This window comes from Pseudomonas sp. ANT_H12B (assembly GCF_008369325.1).
GTDB lineage: Bacteria > Pseudomonadota > Gammaproteobacteria > Pseudomonadales > Pseudomonadaceae > Aquipseudomonas.
The window spans coordinates 15,478-41,281 of record NZ_VOBI01000030.1 but is presented as its reverse complement, the minus strand read 5'-3'; the positions used below and the strand labels follow the sequence as shown (position 1 = coordinate 41,281).

Annotated in this window: 26 protein-coding genes; 10 read left to right on the top strand and 16 right to left on the bottom strand. The window is 58.8% G+C overall.

What is annotated here, in order from left to right; all coding sequences use genetic code 11:
• On the top strand, positions 1 to 113 hold a 113-nt coding region (locus FQ185_RS28725; RefSeq protein WP_036984840.1), incomplete at its 5' end, for a transposase.
• A 236-nt stretch (positions 114 to 349) separates the two neighbouring features.
• The gene (locus FQ185_RS28715) at positions 350 to 1,216 is read left to right on the top strand and encodes a carboxylate/amino acid/amine transporter (RefSeq protein ID WP_149420383.1); all 867 of its coding nucleotides are present in this window, start codon (positions 350 to 352) and stop codon (positions 1,214 to 1,216) included.
• A gap of 106 nt (positions 1,217 to 1,322) precedes the next feature.
• Here the strand turns inward: FQ185_RS28715 and FQ185_RS28710 are convergent, their stop codons facing one another.
• Complete coding sequence (locus FQ185_RS28710; RefSeq protein ID WP_149420382.1) at positions 1,323 to 2,621, bottom strand: mechanosensitive ion channel family protein; 1,299 nt, start codon at positions 2,619 to 2,621, stop codon at positions 1,323 to 1,325.
• A gap of 193 nt (positions 2,622 to 2,814) precedes the next feature.
• Between FQ185_RS28710 and FQ185_RS28705 the strand changes: the two genes are divergently transcribed.
• Entirely contained in the window at positions 2,815 to 4,161 is a 1,347-nt protein-coding gene (locus FQ185_RS28705) for a DEAD/DEAH box helicase (protein WP_064679181.1), read from the top strand.
• Positions 4,162 to 4,233: 72 nt separating this feature from the next.
• Here the strand turns inward: FQ185_RS28705 and FQ185_RS28700 are convergent, their stop codons facing one another.
• Together FQ185_RS28700 and FQ185_RS28695 are read right to left on the bottom strand one after the other, a co-directional pair.
• The gene (locus FQ185_RS28700) at positions 4,234 to 4,509 is read right to left on the bottom strand and encodes a hypothetical protein (RefSeq protein WP_149420381.1); all 276 of its coding nucleotides are present in this window, start codon (positions 4,507 to 4,509) and stop codon (positions 4,234 to 4,236) included.
• 149 nt (positions 4,510 to 4,658) lie between these two features.
• A complete protein-coding gene (locus FQ185_RS28695) occupies positions 4,659 to 5,393 on the bottom strand; it encodes a thioredoxin family protein (RefSeq protein WP_149420380.1) in 735 nt (244 codons plus the stop codon).
• Between the two features lie 178 nt (positions 5,394 to 5,571).
• On the opposite strand from FQ185_RS28695, the gene FQ185_RS28690 reads away from it, so the two are divergent.
• Positions 5,572 to 5,961, top strand: a complete 390-nt coding sequence (locus FQ185_RS28690; protein WP_149420379.1) for a transcriptional regulator — start codon at positions 5,572 to 5,574, stop codon at positions 5,959 to 5,961.
• Positions 5,962 to 6,086: 125 nt separating this feature from the next.
• On the opposite strand, the gene FQ185_RS28685 is transcribed toward FQ185_RS28690, so the two are convergent.
• From FQ185_RS28685 to FQ185_RS28675, 3 genes are all read right to left on the bottom strand, one after another.
• Positions 6,087 to 6,956, bottom strand: a complete 870-nt coding sequence (locus FQ185_RS28685) for a DUF6279 family lipoprotein (RefSeq protein WP_149420378.1) — start codon at positions 6,954 to 6,956, stop codon at positions 6,087 to 6,089.
• Between the two features lie 66 nt (positions 6,957 to 7,022).
• Positions 7,023 to 7,745, bottom strand: a complete 723-nt coding sequence (locus tag FQ185_RS28680) for a TorF family putative porin (protein WP_149420377.1) — start codon at positions 7,743 to 7,745, stop codon at positions 7,023 to 7,025.
• 219 nt (positions 7,746 to 7,964) lie between these two features.
• The gene (locus FQ185_RS28675; protein WP_017337097.1) at positions 7,965 to 8,153 is read right to left on the bottom strand and encodes a hypothetical protein; all 189 of its coding nucleotides are present in this window, start codon (positions 8,151 to 8,153) and stop codon (positions 7,965 to 7,967) included.
• Between the two features lie 352 nt (positions 8,154 to 8,505).
• Between FQ185_RS28675 and FQ185_RS28670 the strand changes: the two genes are divergently transcribed.
• Positions 8,506 to 9,342 carry a S1 RNA-binding domain-containing protein gene (locus FQ185_RS28670; RefSeq protein ID WP_149420376.1) on the top strand — a complete coding sequence of 279 codons (837 nt, stop codon included), beginning with the start codon at positions 8,506 to 8,508 and terminating at the stop codon, positions 9,340 to 9,342.
• A gap of 77 nt (positions 9,343 to 9,419) precedes the next feature.
• Entirely contained in the window at positions 9,420 to 10,352 is a 933-nt protein-coding gene (locus FQ185_RS28665) for a DMT family transporter (RefSeq protein ID WP_149420375.1), read from the top strand.
• On the opposite strand, the gene FQ185_RS28660 is transcribed toward FQ185_RS28665, so the two are convergent.
• Positions 10,297 to 11,478 (bottom strand): MFS transporter, encoded by a 1,182-nt coding sequence (locus FQ185_RS28660; RefSeq protein WP_149420374.1) that lies wholly within the window; start codon positions 11,476 to 11,478, stop codon positions 10,297 to 10,299. The two genes, FQ185_RS28665 and FQ185_RS28660, sit on opposite strands and share 56 nt — an antisense overlap.
• 104 nt (positions 11,479 to 11,582) lie before the next feature.
• Here FQ185_RS28660 and FQ185_RS28655 point away from each other — a divergent pair, with 104 nt between their 5' ends.
• Positions 11,583 to 12,476: a LysR family transcriptional regulator gene (locus tag FQ185_RS28655; protein ID WP_149420373.1), complete on the top strand. Its 894-nt coding sequence runs from the start codon at positions 11,583 to 11,585 to the stop codon at positions 12,474 to 12,476.
• A 139-nt stretch (positions 12,477 to 12,615) separates the two neighbouring features.
• Positions 12,616 to 12,744 carry a PA1414 family protein gene (locus tag FQ185_RS30785; RefSeq protein WP_007914492.1) on the top strand — a complete coding sequence of 43 codons (129 nt, stop codon included), beginning with the start codon at positions 12,616 to 12,618 and terminating at the stop codon, positions 12,742 to 12,744.
• A gap of 218 nt (positions 12,745 to 12,962) precedes the next feature.
• On the opposite strand, the gene FQ185_RS28650 is transcribed toward FQ185_RS30785, so the two are convergent.
• The 6 genes from FQ185_RS28650 to speB all read right to left on the bottom strand — a co-directional run bounded on the left by FQ185_RS28650 (position 12,963) and on the right by speB (position 18,555).
• Positions 12,963 to 13,214 carry an acyl carrier protein gene (locus FQ185_RS28650; protein ID WP_149420372.1) on the bottom strand — a complete coding sequence of 84 codons (252 nt, stop codon included), beginning with the start codon at positions 13,212 to 13,214 and terminating at the stop codon, positions 12,963 to 12,965.
• Between the two features lie 55 nt (positions 13,215 to 13,269).
• Entirely contained in the window at positions 13,270 to 13,995 is a 726-nt protein-coding gene (locus FQ185_RS28645; RefSeq protein WP_149420371.1) for an MBL fold metallo-hydrolase, read from the bottom strand.
• An 85-nt stretch (positions 13,996 to 14,080) separates the two neighbouring features.
• Complete coding sequence (locus tag FQ185_RS28640; RefSeq protein WP_149420370.1) at positions 14,081 to 15,460, bottom strand: sodium:solute symporter; 1,380 nt, start codon at positions 15,458 to 15,460, stop codon at positions 14,081 to 14,083.
• A gap of 161 nt (positions 15,461 to 15,621) precedes the next feature.
• On the bottom strand, positions 15,622 to 17,133 hold the full coding sequence (locus FQ185_RS28635; RefSeq protein ID WP_149420369.1) for a cytosine permease: 1,512 nt from the start codon (positions 17,131 to 17,133) through the stop codon (positions 15,622 to 15,624).
• Positions 17,134 to 17,187: 54 nt separating this feature from the next.
• On the bottom strand, positions 17,188 to 17,595 hold the full coding sequence (locus FQ185_RS28630; RefSeq protein WP_149420368.1) for a nuclear transport factor 2 family protein: 408 nt from the start codon (positions 17,593 to 17,595) through the stop codon (positions 17,188 to 17,190).
• 9 nt (positions 17,596 to 17,604) lie between these two features.
• A complete protein-coding gene (speB, locus tag FQ185_RS28625) occupies positions 17,605 to 18,555 on the bottom strand; it encodes an agmatinase (RefSeq protein ID WP_149420367.1) in 951 nt (316 codons plus the stop codon).
• Between the two features lie 312 nt (positions 18,556 to 18,867).
• Here speB and FQ185_RS28620 point away from each other — a divergent pair, with 312 nt between their 5' ends.
• Both FQ185_RS28620 and FQ185_RS28615 read left to right on the top strand, forming a co-directional pair.
• Positions 18,868 to 19,764, top strand: a complete 897-nt coding sequence (locus FQ185_RS28620; protein WP_149420366.1) for a LysR family transcriptional regulator — start codon at positions 18,868 to 18,870, stop codon at positions 19,762 to 19,764.
• A 13-nt stretch (positions 19,765 to 19,777) separates the two neighbouring features.
• The gene (locus tag FQ185_RS28615) at positions 19,778 to 20,374 is read left to right on the top strand and encodes a tRNA-uridine aminocarboxypropyltransferase (RefSeq protein WP_149420365.1); all 597 of its coding nucleotides are present in this window, start codon (positions 19,778 to 19,780) and stop codon (positions 20,372 to 20,374) included.
• 139 nt (positions 20,375 to 20,513) lie between these two features.
• Here FQ185_RS28615 and FQ185_RS28610 read toward each other — a convergent pair whose 3' ends face one another.
• Genes FQ185_RS28610 through FQ185_RS28600 form a run of 3 tightly spaced genes read right to left on the bottom strand, consistent with a single transcriptional unit; the run spans position 20,514 to position 25,428 of the window.
• Positions 20,514 to 21,881, bottom strand: coding sequence for an HlyD family type I secretion periplasmic adaptor subunit (locus FQ185_RS28610; RefSeq protein ID WP_149420364.1), 1,368 nt, complete (start codon positions 21,879 to 21,881; stop codon positions 20,514 to 20,516).
• Positions 21,882 to 21,890: 9 nt separating this feature from the next.
• Positions 21,891 to 24,050 (bottom strand): type I secretion system permease/ATPase, encoded by a 2,160-nt coding sequence (locus tag FQ185_RS28605; RefSeq protein WP_149420363.1) that lies wholly within the window; start codon positions 24,048 to 24,050, stop codon positions 21,891 to 21,893.
• A gap of 19 nt (positions 24,051 to 24,069) precedes the next feature.
• Complete coding sequence (locus FQ185_RS28600; protein WP_149420362.1) at positions 24,070 to 25,428, bottom strand: TolC family outer membrane protein; 1,359 nt, start codon at positions 25,426 to 25,428, stop codon at positions 24,070 to 24,072.
• Between the last annotated feature and the right edge of the window lie 376 nt (positions 25,429 to 25,804).

The window sequence follows — 25,804 nt, the reverse complement described above, 5'->3', positions numbered from 1 at the left end:
AGTTGGAAGGAATAAACAATCGAATAAAGGTCATCAAGCGGATGGCGTACGGTTACCGGGATAGCGAATTCTTTTTCATGAAGATCAAGAGCGTCTTTCCCGGTAATCCGTGATGAACCTTTTTTTTGCCCGGGATTTGATGGGTGTACACAATCTGAATTTGACACAGACCTTGTGGGCGCGAGCTTGCTCGCGATAGCGGTGGATCAAATGACATTGTTGTCGACTGACACTCCGTCATCGCGAGCAAGCTCGCTCCCACAGGTTTTGTGTGTTTCCGACCGGCACCCCTTGTTCGCGATAATCGACAAAAACCGCTATCGTCGCCGCCATTCGAAACGAGGCGAGCATGGGCTATCTACTTTTTGTCACGCTGATCCAGGCGTTTTCCTTCAGTCTGATCGGCGAATACCTGGCCGGTCATGTCGACAGTTATTTTGCGGTGCTGGTGCGTGTAGTGCTGGCAGGATTGGTGTTTATTCCACTGACGCGCTGGCGGCAGGTCGAACCGGCGTTCATGCGCGGCATGCTGCTGATCGGCGCCTTGCAGTTCGGCGTGACGTACGTCTGTCTGTACCTGAGCTTTCGGGTGCTGACGGTGCCGGAAGTATTGCTGTTCACTATCCTCACGCCGCTGCACGTAACCCTGATTGAAGACGCGCTGAACCGGCGCTTCAATCCGTGGGCCTTGGTCGCTGCACTGGTGGCGGTGCTCGGTGCGGCGGTGATTCGCTACGACCGGATCAACCCGGACTTCTTCATGGGTTTCCTGCTGCTGCAACTGGCCAACTTCACCTATGCGGCCGGGCAGGTGCTTTATAAGCATCTGGTGGCCCGTCATCCGAGCGATCTGCCGCATTACCGGCGTTTCGGCTACTTCTATTTGGGCGCATTGGCGGTCGCGTTGCCGGCGTTCCTGCTGTTCGGCAAACAGAACTTCCTGCCTGAAGCGCCGCTGCAATGGGGCGTGCTGGTGTTCCTCGGACTGGTCTCGACTGCGCTGGGTTTGTACTGGTGGAACAAAGGCGCGTGCCTGGTGAATGGCGGGACGCTGGCGGTGATGAACAACCTGCATGTGCCGGTGGGGCTACTGATCAACTTGCTGATCTGGAATCAGCATGAAGAGCTGGGGCGGTTGTTCTTTGGGGCGATGGTGATATTGGCAGCGGTGTGGATCAGCCGGTTGGGTGTACGCCAATCAGTAACAGCCCACTGAGCCTGTGGGAGCGGGCTTGCCCGCGATAGCGGAGTGTCAGGCACCAGATTCGTTGACTGATATTCCCTCATCGCGGGCACGCCCGCTCCCACGGGGTTTTGTGGTGTTACATCAAGTGTTTTTCCGGCTCGGGAATGTTGCTCGCGCCCAACACTGCCGGCAGCAACCCCACGCGTAAATCCGCTCCACTGGGCTGCTGATAAAGGCTCAACCCAAACTCCGGCAGTACCGCCAACAGGTAATCGAAAATATCCCCCTGAATCCGCTCGTAATCGGCCCACGCGGTGGTGCGGGTGAAGCAGTAGATTTCCAGCGGAATGCCCTGCGCCGTGGTCTGCATCTGGCGGACCATACAGGTCATGTTCGGCTGAACTTCCGGGTGGCTCTTCAGATACGCCAATGCATAGGCGCGAAAAGTCCCGATGTTGGTCATCCGCCGACGGTTGGCCGACATCGCCGCGACATTGCCCTGGGCTTCGTTCCAGGCCTTGAGTTCAGCCTGTTTGCGGCTGATGTAATCGGTCAACAGATGAACCTGGGAAAGCTTCAGCTCTTCGTCATCACGGATGAAACGCACACCGCTGGCGTCGATGAACAGACTGCGCTTGATCCGTCGCCCGCCGGACTGCTGCATGCCACGCCAGTTCTTGAACGACTCGGACATCAGGCGCCAGGTCGGAATCGACACGATGGTCTTGTCGAAATTCTGCACTTTGACTGTGTGCAGCGTGATGTCCACGACGTCACCATCAGCACCGACTTGCGGCATTTCGATCCAGTCACCAACCCGCAGCATGTCGTTGCTGGTCAGCTGCACGCTGGCAACGAACGACAGCAGCGTGTCCTTGTAGACCAACAGAATCACCGCCGACATGGCGCCCAGCCCCGACAGCAGCAACAGCGGCGAACGGTCGATCAGCGTCGCGACAATGATGATCGCGCCAAGCACGTACAAGACCATTTTCGCCAGTTGTACGTAGCCTTTGATCGAACGGGTGCGGGCATGCTCGGTGCGTGCGTAGATGTCGAGCAGGGCGCTGAGCAGCGCACTGATGGCCAGCATCAGGAATAGAATGGTGAACGCCAGCGCCACATTGCCAAGGAAGATCAGGCTGGTCTTGCCCAGCTCCGGCACCAGGTGCAAGCCGAACTGGATCACCAGCGAGGGGGTGATCTGCGCCAGGCGATGAAAGACCTTGTTATGCCGAAAGTCATTGATCCAGTGCAGCGCTGGCTGGCGACCGAGAATTTTGGTCGCATGCAAAATGAGGAAGCGCGCCACTCGTCCGAGGACCAATGCCACCACCAGCAACACCATCAGCGCCAGGCTGGAATGCAGGAGCGGGTGCTGATCGAGGGCGCCCCAAAGGTCTTGGGCGTTGAGCCAGAGCTGTTTGATATCCATGGGTAAAAACGGTTCTTCTGTAGGACGCGACGGGGCGATTAGAGCATTTAAGACGCTTTGGATGACGTTTGAAGACAAAAGAGGCAACAAAAAAACCACTGATTAGCGCCGTTTGTATAAAGAAACTCGGCCTCAGCGCTCGAAACCGTTACCCTATGCAGCTGTTTTTTTGTATTTCTTCGAGGTAGCACCCGTGTTTTCCCAATTCGCCCTGCACGAACGCCTGCTCAAAGCCGTGGCCGAGCTTAAATTTGTCGAGCCAACGCCTGTGCAAGCAGCGGCTATTCCGCTGGCGCTCCAAGGGCGTGACCTGCGGGTGACAGCGCAAACCGGTAGCGGTAAAACCGCGGCCTTCGTTTTGCCGATCCTCAACCGTCTGATCGGCCCGGCGAAAGTCCGTGTCAGCATCAAGACCCTGATCCTGCTGCCGACTCGCGAGCTGGCTCAGCAGACCATCAAGGAAGTCGAGCGCTTTGCTCAGTTCACTTTCATCAAGTCCGGCCTGATTACCGGCGGTGAAGACTTCAAGGTCCAGGCCGCCATGCTGCGCAAGGTGCCTGACATCCTGATCGGTACGCCGGGCCGGATGATCGAGCAACTGAACGCCGGCAACCTCGACTTGAAAGAAGTCGAAGTGCTGGTACTCGACGAAGCCGACCGCATGCTCGACATGGGTTTCGCCGAAGACGTCCAGCGGTTGGTGCAAGAGTGCACCAACCGCCAGCAGACCATGCTGTTCTCCGCCACCACCGGTGGTTCGGGCCTGCGCGAAATGGTCGCCAAGGTCCTGAACAACCCTGAGCACCTGCAGCTGAACAACGTCAGCGACCTGAACGCGACGACCCGTCAGCAGATCATCACCGCCGACCACAATCAGCACAAAGAGCAGATTGTGAACTGGCTGCTGGCCAACGAGACCTACCAGAAGGCCATCGTGTTCACCAACACCCGGGCCATGGCCGACCGTATCTACGGCCGTCTGGTGGCGCAGGAATACAAAGCATTCGTGCTGCACGGCGATAAAGACCAGAAAGACCGCAAGCTGGCCATCGACCGTCTGAAGCAGGGCGGCGTGAAGATCCTGGTCGCCACCGACGTCGCCGCTCGCGGCCTGGACGTTGATGGCCTGGACCTGGTGATCAACTTCGACATGCCGCGCAGCGGCGACGAATACGTTCACCGCATCGGTCGCACCGGCCGTGCCGGCAACGACGGCCTGGCGATCTCGCTGATCTGCCACGGCGACTGGAACCTGATGTCGAGCGTCGAGCGCTACCTCAAGCAAAGCTTCGAGCGCCGCACCATCAAGGAAGTCAAAGGCACCTACGGCGGACCGAAAAAGGTCAAGGCCTCGGGCAAAGCCGTTGGCGTGAAGAAGAAAAAGGTCGACGCAAAAGGCGACAAGAAGAAAACCGGCGCCAAGGCTCCGACCAAACGCAAGATCGCCAACCGGCCGAAGACCGACGCCCTGTCGCTGGTCAGCAAGGACGGCATGGCGCCGTTGAAGCGCCGCAAGCCGGAAGCGCCGGCTGCTGAATAAAGCAGCGTCGTGACCCAATAAAAAAACCGGACAAATGTCCGGTTTTTTTATGTCTGGATTACCGAGTCTGGATCAACCGTCCGCTTTCTTCTCCGCCGATCCCAACTCCTTCAACCGCTGATCAATCAACTGGCACTTGTCCGGTAAATCCTTGCTGGCGGTGCCCAGATCCATCTTTTGCAACTCGTCGTTGATCTCCTTGGCCTTGGCCGGGTTCTGCTCGGTGAGTTTGGTCACCTCATTGGCCAGTTGTTCGCGTTTGGCGGTGGCTTCTTCGGGCGTGCAAGCCCAAACGGGGAGGGCGCAGGCGAGAGTGGCGACGAGGGTGAGTTTCAGCAGGGTTTTCATAGGGTGGGCCTCAGTTCCGGTTAAGGCGGGTTATCCGGTTGAGGGTTGAAGTGCGGAAAAAGTTCACAGACAGGAACGGGCACCGTGAATGGCGCCCGTTTTCATTCGTGCGGGCTTGCTCGCAATGGCCGCGACTCGGTCGCTGTGGTTTATCCCCCATGGCAGCAGCTGGCCGCTGCCTTGTCGTCATAGCGATCGTGAAGTTGCACCCACTCCATGATTTCTTCTTCGTTGCGACCCTTGGGCGTGAGATCAAGGTAGTTGTAGGCGCCGACCAACAGGTCCAGACCGCGGGCATAGGTGGAGTAGGTGTGGAAAATCTCACCAGCCTCGTTGCGATAAAACACGCTGAGGCCGGGGAGTTCCTCTTCAGCGCCGTCGGATTTTTCATAGTTATAGGTAGCTTTACCGGCGGCGACATCTTCTGCTCGCGCCGAGACGCCAAAGTCATAGTTGAAATCGCAGCCCTCGGACGACACCCAATCGAATTTCCAGCCCATGCGTCGCTTGAATGGCTGGAATTCGGCGTACGGTGCGTGGGAAACCGCAACCACTGCAACATCATGATGGGCCAAATGTTGGTTGGCGCCGTCGATGTGGTCAGACAGAAACGAGCAACCGGAACAACCTTCGTCCCAGCCTTTGCCAAACATGAAGTGGTAGATGACCAACTGGCTACGATCGCCGAACAGGTCCGTCAGTTTCAGTTCGCCGTTCGGGCCCTGGAAATGGTAGTCCTTGTCGATTTTCACCCAGGGCAGGGCGCGGCGTTCGGCGCTGAGTTTGTCTCGTTCCTTGGTGAAGGCTTTTTCGTGGGCCAAGTGTTGGCGTCGGGCGGTCAACCATTCTTCTCGGGTTACGACTGGATGGTTCTGAATGTTCATTGGATGTTCTCCTGCCGGGTGCTGGGAGGTGACGTACATAGCCTAGTCGTTTGACCTACGCCCATTTCGACATACCGCCGGTCGGTGCCGTTTAAAACCTTGGCTGAACGGCTGCTCATGGCACCGGTCACAACCTATGTAGGCCATCTCAATCGCGGGCATTGGAGGTTGAATCAGGATGACAACTTATAACTGGGATTTGATTGAACGCTTGCTCCACGAAGTGCAGCACGGGGAAGCCAGTTTCACGCCACGGTCCTATGCCGAGCAGTATGCGGCGGAGAAAGCAACGGAGGGCGAGGAGACGGAAAACCTGGATCACCTCAAAGCGGTGGCCGGCGAATACGAAAAGTTACTGCTGGAGCGCGGCTATATCGAGCCTCGTCCCGAGGAGCAGGGGGGCACCGGCTCGAACTACATTTTGACGCCTCGGGGCTCGAGTTTATTGAGCCTAATCGACAGCAGTATTCCGGGTAATGATCATCCGCGGCAGGTGCTGGATGAGCAGGAGGATGCGCTGGATGAGGTGACGTTTGATGAGGTAGCGTCGAAGGCGCAGATTGCCTGAAGATCCCCGATAACCAATGTGGGAGCGAGCCTGCTCGCGAATGCGGTGCGCCAGACAGCAGTGATGTCGACTGTCACTCCGCCTTCGCGAGCAGGCTCGCTCCCACATTTTGACTTGTGTTGGGCTTAGCCTTGCTTGGCGGCTTTCAGGCACTTCAAATCATTGAAGTCCTTGCGTACCCCTTCTATTTTCTTCAGCAACTGCTGGCGCTGTTCCGGCGTGCTTTCGGCCATCAAATCTACAAACAGTCCCCGTGCCTGAGCTTCGGTGTTCGCGAAGGCCTGACGGTAAGCGGGCGTCCATAGACTCTCGCGATTCACCAGAAGCGTCTCGATGCGCTGTGGGAATTCTGGACTCTGGCGCTGCGCAACCGCTGCACTGAACTGCTTCTGCCAATGGGCGCGATTGGCGATCCATTGCGTATTTTGGTCACCCAAGGCATTCGCCCAGGCGACTACCCGTTGCTGCTGACTGGGACTGAGCGGGCCGAGCCAGTCATTCAGGCGTTTTTCCATACGCTGGCCACGTTCCTTGATCTGCTGATCGAGAGACGGTTTGAGGTATTGCTCCTGGCGTTTGCGCTGGTCCTTGGCAAACGCGTCATTCATCTCCGCAACTTGCTTGTCATCCTGCCCCTGCAACAACTCGATGGCCGACGGGGTGATTTCCCGGGCGGTCTGAGCGATGGCTTGTTTGGCTTCCTGGGTGCGGGTTTGCAGCGCGGCGTCGGTGACCTGGTTGGTCTCGACCATGACTTGCAAGCGGTCTAGCCAGTCGAGGTAGCCCGGCAGTTGCGTGGTGCAGTGCCAGCTCAAATGTTCCTTGAGGCGCTCGTTGAACCAGTCTTTTTGCTCGCCGTTCATGTCGAGGTAGTCGCTGAGCGTCCAGGGAATGATCACGTCGAGGTTGCGGTAGGCCAGGCCCATACGGCTGCAGGCACCGAGGGCGAGGCTGAAGATGATGAGGACGACGATATGTTTCAACCAGCGCGACATAGGCGAGTCCTTGCGAAAGCGTAGGTCCTCATGTGGAACGCAGGATGAGCCCGACAGTTCAGCCGATCAATAGAAGGCGTGCTCGGCCCTCAGGGTGACCAGACCGTCACACTGGCTGTTGTGCCCCGAATACGCAGAGCAGTCGCTGCCGCTGAGGCTTGAATCACTGTAGATCAGGTTCAGGTCGATGCCCATGAACGGCCGGGAAAGTTGCACCGACCAATCGGTAAAGCTGCCTACATACCCTCCGTCGACTGACACCGGCGAGTTGAGCTGGTGAGTGGTGTATTTCATGCTGACCCCGATGCCGAAGGGCTGATTGCCGCCCAGGTCGGCGAACAATGTGCTGTTCTGTTTGTCCGGGTCGTTGCTGAACGCTGCGCCGAAACGGCTGCCCAGAAAGGTCAGGCCACCGAACAGCTCCTGGCTGTCGAGGGTGTCCACTTTCGGATAGCTGTAATGAATCATGCCGACTTCGTAACCGAGGGTGTGATCGAAAGGCTGTTTAAAACCCATGTAGGAATCGACTTCAAGATTGCTCCCTGGGCTCAACCCGACGCTCGGTGACCATTGACCCACGTAGAAGCCGCTGTCGTGGCTCAGGTCGAGGCCACCATGGAAGGAGCCGGTGCTGGAAGGTTTGACCAGGCCCTGGGCCATGCTGCGGGTGGGGGTGGTGCCGAGTTTGAGATCGAAGTCGCCCAGTTCACGCTGAAAGATTTGCGCATTGGCGCCCGAGCACGACAGCAGGGTTAGGGTGCCGAGCAATAAATAGGAGGGGTTGAGCATGCGTCACTCCATGACAGCGAGGAGCAGGAACTAAAAATCTACTGAAATGCTTGATCTAGACGTGTGCAAGCATACCGGCGAATGCTCGGCATCGAGGGCCGTTCGTCGATTTTTGAAATATTGATGGGTTTGGCGGGGTGTTGCGAGGAGGTTCCAGTCCAAGCGCTTCGAAGCTCAAAGCGCTTAGGGACCAGGTGACGCGGCGGATCCTGGGGGGAGTTACTTCTTGCCCAGAGTGATCTGCTTGGACGGGCCGAACGTCTGGCCGCTGACGCCTTTGGCAATTTGCTGGATCTCGCCGCCGGACTTGAGGAACGCAGCAATCTGGTTGTTGATCGATTCGCTGGTTTCAACGGCTGGAGCTGGCTTTGCTTTGCTGTTGGATGCTTTTACACGCATGGCGGCCATTAACCTATAGAAAATTAACTTGGCCACGCATCGTACAGGAAATACTTGACAATTGCTTGGTAAATATCCCCCTGAAATACACATCGCGAGTGCTGGGCTAAACGCAAGTTATTATTCGTAATATCCCCCTAAGCTGCTGTTTTAACTAAGAACATCGATGAAAAAATAGTGCTTTTTGGGCTGGCTGGATGCGAAACAGATCGCCAAGTCGGTCTGACGAGCGGCCACGCACAGTCGGAAAAAACCAGAAAAATTAAGGCCTTCAGAGGATTTTCCTGCGCCACCGGGCCGGCCATCGAACGCGGTCCGCAAAACCGGGTAGAATGCCGCCCACGCAATGAGGGTATTGGAAATGGCTTTAGTCGGGCGTTACAACAGTTTGCAAGTGGTTAAACACACTAACTTCGGTTTATATCTGGACGGCGGCGCGGATGGCGAAATCCTCCTGCCTAATCGTTATATTCCCAAAGATATTCCCAGCGAAGATGAAGACTGGCTCAATGTTTTTATTTATCTGGACAGCGATGACAAACTCATCGCAACTACCGAAAAGCCGAAAGTTCAGGTCGGTGAATTTGCCAGTTTGAAAGTTGTTGAAGTCAACAGCATCGGCGTATTCCTGGATTGGGGCTTGCCGAAGGATCTGTTGCTGCCGTACTCCGAAGAAAAGCGCCAGATGACCGCCGGCGAGTATGTCGTGGTGCACGTTTACCTCGACAAGCACACCCGACGCATCACCGCGACGGCGCGTCTGGATCGCTACCTGGACAAGACCCCGGGCAACTACACCCCTGGCCAGGAAGTCGATTTGCTGGTAGCCGAAGCCACCGACATGGGCTTCAAGGCAATCATCAACAACAAGCACTGGGGCCTGATCCACAAGAACGAAATCTTCAAGTTCATGCGCGCCGGTAAAGAAGAGAAGGGCTTTATCAAAGAAGTCCGTACCGACGGCAAGATCAGCCTGAGCCTGCAACCGGTAGGCGAAGAAGCGTCCACCAGCCTGAACTCGAAGATCCTCGCCAAGTTGCGCGAAAACAACGGCAGCCTGCCGGTCAGCGACAAGAGCGACCCGACGGTGATCAGCAGTATGTTCGGTGTCAGTAAAGGCAACTTCAAGAAAGCCATCGGTGCGCTGTACAAGAACGGCCAGATCGTCATTCATGCCGATCGCATTGAACTGAGCTGAATTCGCCCCGGCCTTGCACCGGGGTTTTGTTTTTACGGTTGAGTCACTGCCATGGATTGTGTTGTCGAGGTGTACTTGTGAGCGCCACCCGGCGTAGCGCCGATGGGTTTGCCCTGCAAGTAATGATCGGGTTGTGCCTGATCTGGGGTATTCAGCAAGTAATGATCAAGTGGGCGGCACCAGACATTGCGCCGGTCATGCAGGCCGCCGGGCGCTCGGGTATTTCCGCGTTACTCGTAGGACTGTTGATCTGCTGGAAAGGCGGCTGGGATCAAGTCGGTACTACCTGGCGCGGTGGACTACTGGCGGGTGCGCTTTTTGGCCTGGAGTTCTACTTCATATCCGAGGGCTTGCAGCTGACCACGGCGGCGCACATGTCAGTGTTTCTCTACACCGCCCCGATCTTCACCGCATTGGGCGTTCACTGGTTGTTGCCAAGTGAACGTTTAAGGCCTGTCCAATGGTTGGGCATTTTCCTCGCTTTTGTCGGGATCGCCATCGCGTTTGCCGGTGGTGTTTCCTGGGACAACCTCGATCAGCGCATGTTGATGGGCGATGCCTTGGGTGTACTGGCCGGCGCGTCTTGGGGCGCAACCACGGTGGTGGTGCGCGCCTCGCGTCTATCGGAAGCGCCGGTGACCCTGACCCTGTTCTATCAATTGATTGTCGGTTTCGTCGGTCTGCTAGTGATCGCGATGCTCACCGGCCAGGTCACCCACGTCAGCCTGACCACCGTGGCGGTGGCCAGTGTGTTGTTCCAAGGGTTGGTGGTGTCGTTCTTCAGTTACTTGACCTGGTTTTGGCTGCTGCGTCGTTATCTGGCGGCGAACCTGGCTGTATTTTCGTTCATGACTCCGCTGTTTGGCGTCACGTTCGGTGTGGTGCTGCTGGGCGAAGAACTGAGCTTCAACTTCGTGATTGGAGCGGTGCTGGTGTTGCTGGGCATCACTTTTGTCAGCGCTGAGCAGTGGGTGCGCCGTCGTTTGCGCAAAGCCCTCGGGCAGCACTGACCGGACGAAACAGCAAACCGCCAGCCAGCAGCAAACCACACCCGGCGAACACCAGTGCTGGCTGCAAACCGCCACTGAAATGGCTGCTCAACGCCGCCAGCAACGGGCCGCTGAGCTGGCCTACGGCAAAGCACGCCGTCAGCAACCCGGCGTTGCGCTGAGTGGCGTGGGGCGCCAGTTCCCGGGAACGTTGCATCACCAGTTGCATGCAGGCCAGGAACGGCGTGCCACACAGCATCACCCCCAGTGCCAGTCCCGGACCGCTACCCAACAGGCAGGCAAACACACCGGCGGCTTGCAGCCACAACGTCGCCATTAGCCAACGACGAGTGCCATTCAGCTGCTGGCGACGCAGACTCACCAGCACCACTCCGATGGCCGACGCCAAGCCAAAACATGGCCAGAATAAATCCGCCTGCCATTGGCCATGGAACTGCGCATTGGCCATTTGCGAGAGGAACGTGGCCGGAATGATGTAGCCCAAACCGTACAACCCATAGATCAGGCCTAAACGGCCGATGCCTTGATTGCCCGAACCGGCGACACTGGGTGTGACGACCACGGTCGCGGACGGCTGCGGCAGGAACGGCACAATCCCCAACAACATCACCAGACCAACGGCGGCGTATACCAGCCACAAGGTTGCGGAAGTCTGGCCCAGCAGGTTCGAACCCAGAGCCAACAGTCCTGTGAGAAAAATCCCCAGACCCGGTCCGGCAAATACCAGGGCACCGAGCCGTGGGCGCCCGGCCGCCGTTGCCAGTGGCTGGCTCAATGCGGTAATCATCACCAACACCCAGGCGCTGGCCACACCGGTGCCAAAGCGCAGCAGCAGATGTGACCAGAAACCATTGGCCCAGAACGAGGCCAGGGTCAGCAGCACACACAACCACAAGCCACCCAGCAGACGTCGACGAACTTGCTCCGGGCGGCGAGAGAACATCGCGTCCACCGCGCCGACGAAGTAGCCAAGGTAGTTGGCCGCTGCAATCAGACCAGCGGCGGTCAGGTCGATCTGGCCTTCGCTGAGCAGGTGCGGCAGTTGCGGCGTGAGGGCGAAACGCCCGATGCCCATGGCCATCATCAGGGCGATAAAACTGGCGAGTAAGCGAATCAGAGGAGACATAGGTCTGAGTTCCAACAGAGGATCAATGACCGTTAGGCTAGGATCGATTGACTTTCTTTAAAAATGAATAATAGTGAGTAACTTGTTCTGATTTGGAGAATGGTGTGGAATTCAGCCAATTGCGGATCTTCCAGGCGGTGGCCGAGGAAGGCTCGATCACTCGTGCCGCTGAGCGTCTGCATCGGGTACCGTCCAACCTATCGACCCGGCTCAAACAGCTGGAAGAGCAGCTCGGTGTCGAACTGTTCCTGCGTGAGCGTCAGCGTTTGCAGTTGTCGCCTGCGGGAAAAGTCCTTCTGGACTACACAGGAAAGCTGTTCGCCCTGCATGACGAAGCCAGCGCGGCGGTGCAGGGCGGGCAACCGGCAGGTGACTTCGTGCTCGGCACCATGTACAGCACGGCCGCCATACACCTTCCAGGGTTGTTGGCGGGCTATCACCGCAGTTATCCGGCGGTGAATCTGCAAGTGCGGTCCGGTCCCAGCGGTGAATTACTAGAAGGCCTGCTCACCGGCCGCCTCGATGCGGCGCTGGTGGACGGTCCGTTGGAATTGGCCGGACTTGATGGCGTGCCGTTATGCGACGAACGGCTGGTGCTGATTAGCGAGGCTGATCACCCACCAGTACACAGCGCACTGGATGTGCAAGGGCGATCCGTGTTCACTTTTCGACAGGGCTGTTCCTACCGGATGCGTCTGGAGGCCTGGTTTGCGCACGACCATGCGGCAATGGGCCGTGCGATAGAGATCGAGTCCTACCCGGGGATGCTTGCCTGTGTGATTGCAGGCTCGGGTGTGGCGCTGATGTCGGAGTCGATGCTCGCCAGCCTGCCGGGCCGTGAAAGCGTCGCGGTGCATTCGTTGGCCGAACCGTTTGCCAGCGCGACGACGTGGCTAATGTGGCGCAAAGGCATGGTCGGGGCCAATCTGAACGCGTGGATCGAGCAGCAACAGGCGGTCTATCCCTCGGTGCCGATGCAGGCCAAAGCGATTGTTTGAACTATCGGTCAGGTATTTTGATCAATTCAGTAACAGATCATTGCGACTTTGGGCGAGCAATGCGTAGGACTTCGGACTATTATCAGTGCGAAGCGACTACAGAATTCCGGTCGCTCGGCACTACCCTGAAGGGGGCACCATGAAAGAGAAAATCCAAAACTGGCTGCACGACTTGGGTGTTGCACTCGGTTTGATCGAACCGCCTCTGCAACCTGTGCCTATCCGCACTGACGACGAACAACGCCGACGCCAGCAGCGCCGCCGGTAAGCGCGACGCAGCCGTTGTTGCTGTAGCTGCCGATGGAGCAGCTGCCGAGCCTGCATTCGGCTGCGAAGCAGTCGCAATCTGGCTAACGCGATAAGTCTGAAGGAATGAGGTCGCAGGTTTCACGACGGCTTCGTCCAAACGCGGCCCGCACCGAACGCAGCCTCGCGATGCTCGGCAGCTGCTACGGGGGCACAGGCGAATCCAATTAACGGGCGGTTTCAATGCCGCCCGATTTCAATCAAAAACCGGCTCAAGTCGTTCGCCGTCCTCGCCGTCTTGAGCATCTGATCTTCTTCGGCCGTAAACGCGGTCAACCCCAACTCATCTTCCAGGTGGAAGATCAGTTCCTCAATGTCGTCTTTGTCCAATCCCAACTGCGCCAGGCTGGCGTTGTCGTCGAAGTCATCCTGACCCTCCAGCACGCGGCTGATGAAGCGATGCACGGCAGCACGAACGGCAGCTCTTTTCATGGTTGTTCTTCGAGGGCGTTATTGTTGTTGTCCCTAGGTCTGAGTACAGCAGGCTTCAAGCGTGCGAGCGCTGCCACTCGTCAATCATCGTGCGCAAATGCCCCCCGGAAAAACTCCCGAAATGCCCGCCATGCACCGTGCGGATCGGCAACGCGCGCAAACGCTGCAAACTGCGCGCGTAGTCGTCGAGGTTGGAGTGGTAGGCGTCTTCGATCAGCGGCCCGTCATAGATGATGTCACCGCTGAACAGGGTTTCGGTCGCCGCTTCATACAGGCTGATGCCACCCGGTGAATGTCCCGGTGTGTGCAGCACCTGCAGGACTCGGTCGCCCAGGTCCAGCACGTCGCCTTCTTCGATCAACCCGGTGGCTGGCGCGGCTTTGACTCGATACTCGGCGTAGCACAACGGGCAGTCAGGGTGGGCTTCGAACATCTCGTCGCCGACAAAAGCCGTGGATAACGTGTTCTCTCCGTCCGGTGAGGCGAGGATTTGCGCTTCGGCGGGGTGCACCAGTCGTTCGGGAAATTCGTGGTGCCCGGCAATATGGTCGAAATGGCAGTGACTCGCCACCGCCACCAGCGGCCGTTCGGTAATCCACGGCAATTGCTCGCGCAGACTCACCAGCCCGGAACCGCTGTCGAGCAGCAAGTCCTTGTCGCGACCCTGAATGTGCCAAAGATTGCAGCGGTAGAAGGGACGGATGTAAGGCTCGTGAATCAGGCGCACCCCGTCACTGAGTTGTTTGACCTCGAACCATTGGTCGCGGCTGACGATCTTCATAAGCTGATTCCTTCAGACGAAAAAAAACGGGTGTGGCAACCGACGCCACACCCGTCGAAGAAAACGTTAATCCATTCTTTTCAGCTTAGATGGCGCTCGCCACCGCTGCCGGACGACGGGACAGCAAGCTGATCACCACGAAACTCACCAGACCTACGCCGAGGCTGTAGTAGATCGGAGTGTTGGCGTCCATGCCGTCCTTGATCATGAACACCAGCGCGGTAGCGAAGCCCAGGCCCATGCTGGCGATAGCGCCGGCGGTGGTTGCGCGTTTCCAGAAGATCGCACCGATCAGCGGGATCAGCATGCCACCCACCAACAGGTTGTACGCCAGGGTCAGCGCGCTGATCACGTCGTTGACCACCAGCGCGATGCCGAGTACGGCGATGCCGGTCAGCAGGGTGAACAGGCGGTTGATGCGCAGGCTCGACTGTTTACCGCCGCGCAGTTTCGGCAGCAGGTCTTCGGTCAGGGTGGTGGATGCGGCGAGCAGACCGGCGCTGGCGGTGGACATCATGGCGGCCAGTGCAGCAGCGATCACCAAGCCACGAATACCGTCCGGCAGGGACAGCTTGACGATGGCAGCGAAGGCGTTGTTGACGTTGTCCAGGTCCGGGATCAGGACATGAGCGGCCATGCCAATCAGAGCACAGGCCAGACCGTAGAAGATGCAGTAGATACCCGCGAAGGTACCGGCGTACTGAGCGACTTTGGCTGTTCGGACGGTGAACACACGCTGCCAGATATCCTGGCCAATCAGGATCCCGAAGAAGTAGATCATGAAGTAGGTGATGATGGTGTCCCAGCCAATCGTGGTGAAGCTGAAGGCAGCCTCGGGCAGTTTCAACACCAACTCATCCCAACCGCCGACGCGGTATAGGCAGATCGGCAACAGGATGAACATCAGGCCGACGGTCTTGATCACGAACTGGACGATGTCGGTCAGGGTCAGCGACCACATGCCGCCGATGGCCGAGTAAACCACCACCACGCCACCGCCAAGTAGTACCGAGATCCAGAACGGCAGGCCGAACAGCACTTGCAGCACGGTGCCGATTGCCAGGATCGAGGTCACGCCAATCATCAGCGCATAGGCCAGCATGATCGCCGCGCTCGCGGAGCGGGCCATCGGGTTGTAGCGTTTTTCCAGGACCTGGGTGACGGTGTAGATCTTCAGCTTCAGCAGCGGTTTGGCGAGGAACAGGTTCAGCGCCACGATCCCGCAACCCAGTGCGGCGCAGAGCCAGAAACCGGAAATACCATGGACGTAGCCCAGGCGCACGGTGCCGACGGTGGACGCACCACCCAGAACGGTCGCGGCCATGGTGCCCATGTACAGGGTCGGGCCGAGGTTACGACCGGCGACCAGGTAGTCTTCGTTGGTCTTGGCCTTGCGCATGCCGAAGTAGCCAAGTACCAGCATCGCGGCGGCGTATATGAGAACGACGAATAAATCCAAAGCCATGATGGCGTGTCTCCGATTGTCTTTTTTATGGTGAAACAAAAATATTTCTGTGGGGCATCCCTCTGTGGGAGTGAGCCTGCTCGCGATAGCGGTCTTGCAGTCACATCAATGTTGGATGTGCCGCCGTCATCGCGAGCAGGCTCGCTCCCACAAGGGAAAGGTCAGGCTGGCTGACGCATTCCAGGTTTTGCCGGGATGCTCGTGCCCTTGCTGCGTGCATCATTCGGTCCGAACACCGCGGCCGGTTCCGGGAACAGGCTCAACAGCACCAGGTACACCAGCGACGCCAGGCCCAGGGTGACCGGCAGGCTGATGTCGATGCCGCCCGCCAGGTTGCCCAGCGGACCAACGAACTGTCCCGGCAGGTTCACAAAGCACAAACCCACCAGTGCACTCGGGATCCAGGCACCCAGCCCACGCCAGTTCCAGCCGTGGGTGAACCAGTAACGACCGCCTTTCTCGCCGCGGGTGAACACTTGCAGGTCATCGGGGCAATAGAAGCCGCGACGCACCAGCAGGCCGATGATCATGATCACCATCCACGGAGTGGTGCAGGTGATGATCAGCACCGCGAAGGTCGACACGCTCTGCACCAGGTTCGCCGCAAAACGCCCGATGAAGATGAAGGCAATCGACATCACGCCGATCAGCAGCGTCGCCTTGACCCGCGACAGCACGCGAGGGAACACGCTGGACATGTCCAGCCCGGTGCCATAGAGCGAGGTGGTGCCGGTGGACATGCCGCCGATTACCGCGATCAGGCACACCGGCAGGAAGAACCAGCCCGGCGAAACGGCCAGCAGACCGCCGACGTAGTTGTTGGCCGCGATGTAGTCCGGCGCCTTGATCGCTACGATGGTGGCGGTGGCGAGGCCGAACAGGAACGGGATGAAGGTGGCGATCTGCGAGATCACCACGGCGGCCATGATCCGGCGCTTGGAGGTGTCACGCGGGATGTAGCGCGACCAGTCACCGAGGAACGCACCGAAGGAAATCGGGTTGCTCATCGCCACCAGCGCCGCGCCGATGAAGGCAGCCCAGAAGCCCGGTTGCCCCATGCTGACGGTGCCGGCGTAGTTCACATCGAATGGCCCGACGAAAGCGAAGATGCCCAGCAGGAACAGCAGGCTGGCGCTCCACACGGCGATCTTGTTGACCCACAACAGGAAACGAAAGCCATAGATGCAAACCGTCAGCACCAGGATCGCGAACAGGCCGTAGGCCAGGCCCAGGGTCAGGTCGGTTTCCGGCAGGCCGATCAAGCGTTTGGCACCACCGATCAGCGCATCACCCGAACTCCACACCGAGAGCGAGAAAAACGCGATGGCGGTCAATAGCGACAGAAACGAACCGACGATTCGCCCGTGCACGCCGAAGTGCGCACCGGAAGACACGGCGTTGTTGGTGCCATTGAGCGGGCCGAACAGGCCCATTGGCGCGAGGATCAGCGAGCCCAGCAACACACCCAGCACAATCGCCCAGACGCCTGCCTGAAAAGACAGGCCGAACAGTACCGGGAAACTGCCGAGCACGGCGGTGGCAAACGTGTTGGAACCACCGAAGATCATCCGGAACAGATCCGTCGGGCCTGCGGTGCGTTCGCTGTCCGGGATCTGTTCGACCCCGTAGGTTTCAATGTGCGTAAGGCTTTGGTCTTTGTTGTTGTTATTCATGATCAGCTCCGATCATAAAGGCGCGCTCATCGTGCGTGAGCGTCACCTGTTTGGCTAAGGGGGTGGCAGCCCTTCCGGCATCGCGGACAAATGTTCGTGGCAGGCCAGCCATAGGCCTTGTTGTTGTCGGCGAAACACAATCGTCTCGCGCTCCTGGCTGAAGTGTTGCTCCCCTTGCATGCGCAGCTCGGTGGCCACGTCATGGATGAAAATCGCCACGTCACCTTGCAGGCTGACGAAGGCGTTGCTTGAAGTACACGAAAGCACTTCGAAGCCATCCTCCGAGCGCCAGGTGTCCCACAACGCCTGATAGGCATCGCGCGACAGCAGGGGCTGCTCGAGGGTGTAGAACACGAAGCTCGCGTCGGTGCTGAAGGCGCCGAAGTAAGCTTCGCGATCGTTACGGGCAAAGGCCGACACCAGATCGGCGGCGGCTTTCAATACCTGATCACGTTCGGTCATGACCCATCCTCAGCGGTGGACCACGCCAGGCAGTACGCAGAGCATTTCGTACAGCAGGTTGGCGGCCAGCAGCGAGGTGTTGCCGGTGGTGTCGTAAGCGGGCGAGACTTCTACCAGATCGCAACCGACCAGGTCGAGGCCTTGGCAACCGCGAACGATTTCAATCGCCTGAATGGTCGTCAGACCACCGATTTCCGGGGTGCCGGTACCTGGCGCCCAAGCGGGGTCGATGCCATCGATGTCGAAACTCAGGTACACCGGACCGCCGCCGACTTTCTCGCGAACTTCGGCCATCAGCGGGGCCAGGGATTTGTGCCAGCACTCTTCGGCCTGAACCACACGGAAGCCCTGGTTACGGCTCCAGTTGAAGTCGTCAGCGGTGTAGCCCTGAGCACGCAGGCCGATTTGCACCACGCGGTGGCAGTCCAGAAGGCCTTCTTCGACAGCGCGACGGAAGGTGGTGCCGTGGGCGATTTTCTCGCCGAACATGTGATCGTTCACGTCAGCGTGAGCGTCGATGTGCACCAGACCAATCTTGCCGTGCTTCTTATGGATGGCACGCAGGATCGGCAGGGTGATGGTGTGGTCGCCGCCCAGGGTCAGGGGGATCACATTGTGTTCGAGGATTTTGTGGTAGGACTCTTCAATGATCCGCACGGCGTCCAGCAGGTTGAACGTGTTGATCGCGACGTCGCCGATGTCGGCAACCGACAGCGAGTCGAACGGTGCAGCGCCGGTGGCCATGTTGTACGGGCGGATCATCACCGATTCAGCGCGGATTTCGCGAGGTCCGAAACGGGTGCCGGGGCGCAGCGAGGTGCCGATGTCCAGCGGCACGCCAACGAAGGCGGCGTCCAGGCCAGCAGCAGTTTCCAAATGGGGGAGTCGCATCATGGTGGCGATGCCGCCGAAGCGCGGCATTTCATTGCCGCCCAGTGGTTGGTGAAGAATCTTGTCCACGGGTAAGGCCTCATCGTCGTTGTTTTATTTATGTCGGTTGCGCCGCTCCGGGGAGGTACGGGCACCGTTGGGGGCCGATTCTGCGAAATGTAGTGGCCGGGAAGAATCGCTACGGTCAAATACTTAGTTCAGATTTTTCTAAACTAATGGCAGTGGCGACGATAGACTTGATACCGATCGTTCCCATGCTCTGCGTGGGAATGCATCCACGGACGCTCCGCGTCCCGCTATTTCGTGTATGTGACGCAGAGCGTCACGGGCTGCATTCCCACGCAGAGCGTGGGAACGATCTACAGGTGTCTGGAGACCCCCATGGCCAACGCTTTACCCGACCTGAAACTTTTGCGCATCTTCGTCAGCGTGGTCCGCCATCAGGGGTTTGCCAACGCCCAGCAAGCGCTCAACCTCTCGACCTCGGCCATCAGCACCTACATGAGCCAGCTCGAAGCGGCCCTCGGTCTGGTCCTCTGCCATCGCGGTCGGGGTGGTTTCAGCCTGACCAGCAAGGGTGAATTGTTCCATCAGGAAACCCTGCGTCTGTTGGGCGAACTCGAAGGCTTCGAACAATACGCCGCGGCGCTCAAGGGTGAACTTCGCGGCACTTTGAACCTGGGGGTGATCGACTCCACCGTCAGCGACAAGGCCTTGCCCTTCGCCGAAGCCATCGGTGCCTACACCCTGGAACACCCGGCCGTGCATTTGCACCTATCGGTGATGAGCCCGTATGAACTGCAACTCGGCGTGCAGGACAACCGCCTCGATCTGGCCATCGGTGCGTTTTCCACGCGCATGAGCGGTCTGGTCTACCTGCCGCTCTATCGCGAACAACACTGGCTGTACTGCAGCAGTCGTCATCCGCTATTTACTGAGCGGCGAATTCCCGAGCAAGTCATCACTCAGCAGCGCATGGTCGGTCGCGGCTACTGGAGCCAGGCCGAACTGGCCCGCCACGGCTTCAAACACAGCGCGGCGACCGTGGAAAGTATGGAAGCGCAGCTGATTCTGGTGCTGTCCGGCGCCTACATCGGTTACCTGCCGGAGCACTACGCCCAGGCGTGGGCCGACAAGGGAGATTTGCGGGTTTTACTGCCGGCGACCTTTGGTTACCAGGCGCCGTTTTCGATGATCGTGCGCCGCGGCCGCAGTCGTGAACCGCTGATTCAGACCTTCCGCGACCTGCTCAAAGCGCAACTGAATCAGGCTGTTTAAAGGAAAAAAAGCAATGTCCAGAATCCAGTGCCCGCGCTGTCTACGCCCGCAAACCCATTGCCTGTGCCCACTGATCCCGAACCTCGACAGTCGCACTCGCGTGTTGCTGTTGCAGCATCCCAGCGAAGTGAACCATGCGCTGAACACCGCGCGCTTGGCGGCGCTGGGGTTGAAGAATGCCAAGCTGATGGTGGGTGAGGTGTTCGAGGATTTGCCGACATTGTTGAATCAACCGGGTTATCAGGCGCGATTGCTGTTTCCTGCCGAGGATGCACAGCCGTTGCAGACCTACACCGCCAACGATCAACCGCTGTTGCTGGTCGTCCCGGACGGCACCTGGCGCAAGGCGCGCAAGATGCTGCACCTTAATCCGCTATTAGCGGCGTTGCCGAGGGTGACATTGGTCGAGGGTGCGGTATCGAGATATCGACTGCGCAAAGCACCTCAATCAGGGGCGTTGTCGACGGTGGAGGCGATTGTTCAGGCGTTGCAGACCCTCGAAGCACCGAGCTCTTTCGAACCGTTGTTAAAACCGTTCGAGGTGTTGATCGAGGGGCAGATTGCGGCGATGGGGGAGGAGACCTTTCGGCGCAATCATGGGCCGAAATAGTCGTTGTGATTGAGGGCCTCATCGCGAGCAGGCTCGCTCCCACAGTGGATCGCATTTCTTCTGGAAGAACTCGGTCAACTGTGGGAGTGAGCCTGCTCGCGATAGCGGTAGAACAATCACAGAAAATCCCGGCCAGAGACTACCGCTCGCGCATCGCCTCGGTCCGGGCTTTGAGTACTGGTTTGAGCAAGTAATCCAGCACGCTTTTCTCCCCGGTGATGATGTCCACGGTGGCGACCATCCCCGGAATAATCAGCAACGGTTTCGCATCCCCGCCCAAGTGATTTTTATCCGTCCTTACCTGAATCAGATAAAAGCTGTTGCCCTTGTCATCGGTAATCGTGTCCGCCCCGATCAACTCCAGCTTCGCACTCAGCCCGCCATAAATCGTGTAGTCGTAAGCACTGAACTTGACCATGGCTTTCTGGCCCGGATGCAGGAACGCCACGTCCTGCGGCCGCACCTTGGCTTCGATCAGCAGATTGTCTTCAATGGGCACGATTTCCACCATGTCGCTGCCCGGCTGAACCACGCCGCCGATGGTATTTACCTTCAGCACTTTGATAATGCCGTGAACCGGCGACACCACTGTGGTACGGGTTACCCGGTCGTCGATAGCAATACTCGATGCCGTGATTTTCGACAGGTCGGTGCGTTTCTCATTCAATTCTTTCGCCGCGTCGGAGCGGAAGGATTGTTCGGACTCGTCAATCTTGCTTTTGATCTCGTTGATCGCCGATTCGGCACGGGGAATCGCCAGCGTTGTGGCGTTCAGCGAGCCGCGAATCTCCACCGCGCTGCGTTTCAAACGCAAAATTTCCACCGGTGAAACCGCCCCGGAGCTGACCAGCGGTGCAGACATGTTCATTTCTTGTTGCAGCAGCGCCAGGCTTGAGCTGTATTGGCCCTGTTTGGAGCGGAACTCCGCGAGTTCCTGGGTTTTTTGCCGAAGTTGTTCACTCAGCGTGCGCTGTTCGCTGGCCAGTCGACGTTGCCGTTGTTCGTGCAGCGAGCGTTCGTCTTCGGCCACTTGCGGTGCCTTGGCGATCACTTCAGGCGAGAGCTTGAACGGCCGGCCTTCGGCTTCAGCCGAAAGACGTTCGACCTGCGCGGTCAACGCGTAACGATCCGCCTCGCTTTCGCCCTTGTTCGACAGGAATCGTGTGTCATCCAGGCGCAGCAGAGTGTCGCCCTTGTTCACCATTTGCCCTTCGCGAACGAAGATCTCGGTGACGATGCCACCCTCCAGGTTCTGAATCACCTGAACCTTGCTCGACGGAATCGCCTTGCCTTCGCCCATGGTGACTTCCTGCAGCACGGCGAACTTGGCCCAGACCACGGCGGTGATAATCAGCCCGGCGGCCAGCCACACGGTGATCCGCGACCAGCGCGGAGAATCCTGCAACGAGGCGCCGGCGGTTTCCGGCATGAATTCGCTTTCGGCGCTTTTGCTGAAACTGCCGAAGTAGCCCCGGTCCTTGGATGTGTCGGATGATGAACGGGCCATGGGTCGCTCCTAGACAGCCGCAGAGCCGACACGGCCCTTGCGCAGTGCATCGATGACCGCTTCTTTCGGACCGTCGGCGACGATCCGCCCGTTGTCCAGCACCACCAGCCGATCCACGAGGCTGAGCATCGAGGTGCGGTGGGTGACCAGCAGCAGGGTTTTGCCCTGGACCCAACCGTGAAGTTTTTGCCGCAGAACGTCTTCGCTGCTGTTGTCCATGGCACTGGTGGGTTCGTCGAGCAGCATGATCGGCGGGTCGAGCAACAAGGCCCGAGCCAGCAAAACCGCCTGACGTTGACCGCCCGACAGCAATTGCCCGCGCTCACCCACCGGCCGGTCGAAGCCCTGCGGATGCTGGCGAGCCAGTTCGGTGACCCCGGTGAGTTCCGCCACTTCGAGCATCCGTGAATCGCTGATGTAACGGGCGCCGAGGGTCAGGTTGTCGCGCAGGCTGCCGGCCAGCAGCGGCAGGTCATGGGCAACGTAACCGATCTGCTGGCGCAGGTCGGCGACGTCCAGTTGCCGCAAGTCCAGACCGTCGAGCAACAATTGGCCTTCTTCCGGTGAGTAGAAACCCATCACCAGCCGCGCCAACGTACTTTTGCCCGAGCCGCTGCGGCCGATGATGCCGATTCGCTCGCCGGGTTTCACGCTGAAGCTGATATTGGCCAGGGCCGGAGCGTTCTGGCCGTTGTAGTGGAAGGTCACGCCAACGACGTCCAGTGCACCTTGCAGTTGCGTACGCTCCAGCGGCCGCTGTTTGGCGTCGCGTTCCTGCGGCAAGGACATCAGTGCATCGGTGCTTTTCATGGTCAGCTGCGCTTGCTGGTAGCGGGTGATCAAACCGGCGATTTGCCCTAATGGCGCGAGCACGCGGCTGCCAAGCATGTAGGTCGCCACCAGCGCGCCGACACTGAGGTTGCCGGCAATGATGCTGTAGACCCCGGCGACGATGGTCGCCATGCCGGAAAATTGCTGGATGAACAGCGTGCCGTTGGTGGCCAGCGCCGAGAGGTTGCGCGCATGGCTGTCGAGGCGGGTGAGGGCGCCGTGGGTGCTTTCCCATTTGTGCTGGCGTTCGCTTTCGGCGCTGCACGCCTTGAGGGTTTCCAGGCCGCCGAGGGTTTCGATCAGCAACGCCTGGCGTTCGGCGCCGAGGCTGAGGCTTTTCTGCACGGTGTCGCGTAATCGGACCTGAATCACCATCGCAAAGATGATGGTGATCGGAAACGCCAACAACGGAATCACTACCAGCCAACCGCCGAGCAGGCCGATCACCACCAGCATCAGCACGGCAAAGGGCAGGTCGATCAGGCTGGTCAGGGTCACGGCGGTGAGGAATTCGCGCAAGCCCTGAAAGTCATGAATGCTCTGGGCAAAACCGCCGATGGTCGCCGGCCGCGCCTTCATCGCCATACCGGTGATGCGTTCGAAAAGAGTGGCGGAAAGGATCACATCGGTTTTCTTCCCGGCGGTGTCCAGCAAGTGTGCGCGGACCACGCGCAGCACCAGTTCGAAACCGGTGCCGATCAGCAAGCCGATGGACAACACCCACAAGGTCGACGTGGCCTGGTTCGGCACCACACGGTCGTAGGTCTGCATCACGAACAGCGGCACCATCAGCCCCAACAGGTTGATCAGGAAACTCGCCAGGATTGCATCGCTGTACAGCCATTTCGACAGCTTCAAGGTGTCGCGGAACCATGCCTCCACACGCGGTACCAAGGGTGAGCGCAAGTCTTCGAGTTCATGGCGCGGCCGGGCGAACAACGCCTGGCCACTGTAATTCTCGGCCAGCTCGTCACGGCTGACCCACTGTTCACCGCCATCGGCCTCGCTGGGCAGAATCAGCAGCCGGCCGTCATCGCCGAAGCGCCGCAGAATCGCGGTGCGGCCGTTGTTGAGGATCAACATCACGGGCAGGTTAAGCGCGGAAATATCCGCCAGTTCACGGCGCAGCAAGCGCGCCTGCAAACTGGCCCGGGCCGCTGCGCGGGGCAGCAGGTCCAGGCTCATGCGTTGGTGTGCCATTGGCAGCCCGGCACTCAGGCTGGCGCGACTGACCGTCGCGCCATGAAGTTTGCAGAGAATCAACAGACCGTCCAGAAGCGGGTCATCGAAGCTCAGCCGCGGATCGACACCGGTGTTGCCGGGTTCCATGCTGGTCACATTGATCGCTCCAGTTGCATTACCTCAGTTCAGGCAGACGCGCTTCGTTTTTTACTTCGGTCTGGGCGATCGTATCGGCGGGCAGCACCACCCGTTGTTGGCTCAGCAACTGGCCCATGTTCGCCAGCACGCGGTACATCGAGTATTCCTCGGTGTAGCGCACTTCGGTGTAGCGGCGGTTGGCGTTGTAGAGCTCGTTTTCACTGTCCAGCAGGTCGAGCAGGGTGCGTTGTCCGAGGCCGAACTGGTCCTGATACGCCACGCGCACGCGTCTGCTGGTGTCAGCGTACTCGCGGGCGGTCGGGGTTTGTTTCTTGGCGTTGACCATGGCGTTCCAGGCCAGGTGAATGTTCTCGTTGAGCTGGCGCAGGGCGTTGTTGCGGATGTCCATCGCCTGATTGATCTTGTGCGCATCGGACTGCAGGCGCGCCTTGTCGCTGCCGCCGCGGAACAGGTTGTAGTTCATGACTACACCCACTCGCCATTCGTTGTCGTGGCCTTCTTCGCCCTGCACGTTGTTGTTCGCACCCACGGCCGCTTCAGCGTCGAAGCGCGGGTAGAACGGCGACTTGGCGACTTCGTACTGGCTCTCGGCCGATTGCACGTCGGCTTGGGCGGATTTCAGGTACGGGTTGTTTTCCACCATGCTTTGCTGCGCTTCCGGCAGGGAGGCGGGCAGTTCGCCGCGGATGGACGGCGGTGTTTCGAGTTCATCGGGCAGGCGCCCCGTGACGGCGTAGAAATTCGACTCGGCGTCAGCCAGGTCGACTTCGGCGGTGTCGAGGTTGTTCTGCGCCAGTGCCCGGCGAGCGACGGACTGATCGGAGTCGGCGTTGCTGCCGATACCGCGCTGGGTTCGCAGGCCGATCTGATCGTTCACTCGCAAGTGCGCTTGCAGGTTGTTTGTGGCCAGGGTCACCAGTTCACGGCGCTTGAGCACTTCGAGGTAGACCTCGATGGTGCGCAACGCCAGATCCTGAGCGGTGCCCTGAGCGTAATAGGCCCGGGAGTTGACCACGCCTTTGGTGCGTTCGACTTCATTGGGGGTGTTGAAACCATCGAAGAGCATCTGCCGCAGACGCAGTTCCGATTGGGTGTAAGTCAGGATTTCCGTGTGGTGATTGCCGAACGCCCGTGTGTTGGTGTTGTCGCTGTACCCGCGCCCGTAGGCGGCGTTCAGATCAACTGATGGATAAAAGCCCCCCTTGGCGACTTTCACGTCTTCATCGGCCGAGAGGCGGCTGTCCACCCGTGACGCCAGTTCCGGATGGGTTGCAATGGTGCTCTGGATCGCCTCGGTCAATGACATGGCTTGGGCCTGGGATGAGCAGGCCATGGCCAGAAGAATCGCGCTGCAAAGTGGGGTCAAAACGCGCATGGATGCATCTCCCTGAAGTCCTATGGTGCTTTATCAGTCGCCAATTATTTGACGACATTTATAGGTAAAACCGTTTCATGCTTGTAACAACAGAGCTAAGAACATTCTAGAGAGAAGCTAAGAAGTATTTCTCATAAGGCTTATGCCAATAAAAACTTATGCGCTCTGCAAAATCCAGCACATTGTTCACTCCGAAAGCCTTGATTTATGAGCTTTAGGGAGCTCATTCGGGCCAGAGGAATGTTCCACCCACTTATCGACATAGAGCGGAGAAGTGCTGGAGGGGAGGGAAGCGGAACGGTTTGGAAGCGCCGGTTTTTTGTCACTCTGGTGGGTCAGAACCGTTACGCATCGCTCGCAGGGCAATTTGTTGCGC

Coding starts and splice junctions, on each gene's coding strand:
- FQ185_RS28615 (WP_149420365.1), top strand. CDS start 19,778: ATGTCCAGAATCCAGTGCCCGCGCTGTCTACGCCCGCAAACCCATTGC.
- FQ185_RS28715 (WP_149420383.1), top strand. CDS start 350: ATGGGCTATCTACTTTTTGTCACGCTGATCCAGGCGTTTTCCTTCAGT.
- FQ185_RS28650 (WP_149420372.1), bottom strand. CDS start 13,214: ATGAAAAGAGCTGCCGTTCGTGCTGCCGTGCATCGCTTCATCAGCCGC.
- FQ185_RS28645 (WP_149420371.1), bottom strand. CDS start 13,995: ATGAAGATCGTCAGCCGCGACCAATGGTTCGAGGTCAAACAACTCAGT.
- FQ185_RS28635 (WP_149420369.1), bottom strand. CDS start 17,133: ATGAATAACAACAACAAAGACCAAAGCCTTACGCACATTGAAACCTAC.
- FQ185_RS28685 (WP_149420378.1), bottom strand. CDS start 6,956: ATGTCGCGCTGGTTGAAACATATCGTCGTCCTCATCATCTTCAGCCTC.
- FQ185_RS28675 (WP_017337097.1), bottom strand. CDS start 8,153: ATGGCCGCCATGCGTGTAAAAGCATCCAACAGCAAAGCAAAGCCAGCT.
- FQ185_RS28710 (WP_149420382.1), bottom strand. CDS start 2,621: ATGGATATCAAACAGCTCTGGCTCAACGCCCAAGACCTTTGGGGCGCC.
- FQ185_RS28600 (WP_149420362.1), bottom strand. CDS start 25,428: ATGCGCGTTTTGACCCCACTTTGCAGCGCGATTCTTCTGGCCATGGCC.
- FQ185_RS28610 (WP_149420364.1), bottom strand. CDS start 21,881: ATGGCCCGTTCATCATCCGACACATCCAAGGACCGGGGCTACTTCGGC.
- FQ185_RS28640 (WP_149420370.1), bottom strand. CDS start 15,460: ATGGCTTTGGATTTATTCGTCGTTCTCATATACGCCGCCGCGATGCTG.
- FQ185_RS28670 (WP_149420376.1), top strand. CDS start 8,506: ATGGCTTTAGTCGGGCGTTACAACAGTTTGCAAGTGGTTAAACACACT.
- FQ185_RS28690 (WP_149420379.1), top strand. CDS start 5,572: ATGACAACTTATAACTGGGATTTGATTGAACGCTTGCTCCACGAAGTG.
- FQ185_RS28620 (WP_149420366.1), top strand. CDS start 18,868: ATGGCCAACGCTTTACCCGACCTGAAACTTTTGCGCATCTTCGTCAGC.
- FQ185_RS28695 (WP_149420380.1), bottom strand. CDS start 5,393: ATGAACATTCAGAACCATCCAGTCGTAACCCGAGAAGAATGGTTGACC.
- FQ185_RS28660 (WP_149420374.1), bottom strand. CDS start 11,478: ATGTCTCCTCTGATTCGCTTACTCGCCAGTTTTATCGCCCTGATGATG.
- FQ185_RS28680 (WP_149420377.1), bottom strand. CDS start 7,745: ATGCTCAACCCCTCCTATTTATTGCTCGGCACCCTAACCCTGCTGTCG.
- FQ185_RS28700 (WP_149420381.1), bottom strand. CDS start 4,509: ATGAAAACCCTGCTGAAACTCACCCTCGTCGCCACTCTCGCCTGCGCC.
- FQ185_RS28630 (WP_149420368.1), bottom strand. CDS start 17,595: ATGACCGAACGTGATCAGGTATTGAAAGCCGCCGCCGATCTGGTGTCG.
- FQ185_RS30785 (WP_007914492.1), top strand. CDS start 12,616: ATGAAAGAGAAAATCCAAAACTGGCTGCACGACTTGGGTGTTGCACTC.